Here is a 1158-nt window from a genome sequence, read left to right on the forward strand (position 1 = left end):
TCTGACCCACCCTCACTTCCCCAGCCCTCCCGTAATCATATCCGTCGGCGGACCGTAGGCCTCCCGCATCAGGGCCTCAAAGAATTGCTTGTAATGAGAGAGCTGTTTCTTGGGGTGTCTCGGGTATTTAATCTGTTCCCACCAGTCCACCAGAAACGACAAAATGAGGCTCAGGCTCGCAAACCACAGCACGACCTTGAGGCTCAGCGGCTTCATGAATCTCACCGCCTTCAGCTCAAGTACATGCTTGAGGTCTTTAAATGTTTCCTCAACCTCAAACCGGTGGTAGTAAATCCGGATAATCTGGTCCCGGGTGCTGGTTTGGTCAGAGGTCAAAATATACCAAGGCTCACCGGTTTTAGGGTCATCACTCCGCACAACCCGCAGCTCCAGCTCGGCCAGCCGGATAGTCGTGTCGGTTGCCGCCAGATTCCGTACCGGCAACCATGTGTCGCTCAGCAGCACCCGCCTACCAGCTTTGAGCCGGATGTAAAACGTGGCCTTGTGCTCCACGAGCACCCGGACCAGATGTGTTCCACCGAAGCCTCGGTCAAAGACGAGCCGAGGCCAGAACCCGAGCATCTTGGCCCAAGCTACAAGCGCCGATTCAACCTGGCCGTACAAGGTCTCCTCAGACTTTGCCCGAGCCTGGCGCATAGCTTGCTTGCGCTTGGGCGCGTCAGGGTGGGCAGGTAATCCGAGTGAATACGTCGTTTCGACCAGGCAGGGAATGGCCCGGCCGCGCCGGGTTTGGACGGCCCCGACGAAGGCACTCAAGCCGTTAAAGTCGGAATGGTCGCAGGCCACAATACTCGTTGGCCGGATATAGCCGAGGCCGCACACAGCTTCGGCAAAAGCATTAGCTAGCCCCCCATTACAAGTCAGCCGGTCCATTTTGGTACTGGCGGTATCTGGATGAGTTATGGTTTGCCGGGCGTTTGAAGCCAGGCTGGCAAACGGCTTGGCGGTGAGAGCTGCGACTCCAAACTTGAACTGGTGCCTCCAGCGAGGTGGGATCTGCGGTAATAACTGTTGTTGGACTATCCGGCTGCACACCGGTATGATTTTTGGTGACGGCATTTTTGTTTCCTCCAGAAACGTTTTGCCGTCATTTTTGCGTCTAAATGATGGTTATGTCAAAAGTGAGGGTGGGTCAGG

Annotated in this window: 1 protein-coding gene; it reads right to left on the minus strand. The window is 56.0% G+C overall.

Features of this window, described 5'->3' with window-relative positions; all coding sequences use genetic code 11:
* Positions 1–12: 12 nt before the first annotated feature.
* Positions 13–894, minus strand: a complete 882-nt coding sequence (locus VMT30_09090; protein HVQ45084.1) for a transposase — start codon at positions 892–894, stop codon at positions 13–15.
* Positions 895–1158: the final 264 nt, after the last annotated feature.

Source organism: Candidatus Saccharimonadia bacterium, assembly GCA_035544015.1.
Classification (GTDB): Bacteria; Patescibacteriota; Saccharimonadia; order UBA4664; family UBA4664; genus UBA5169.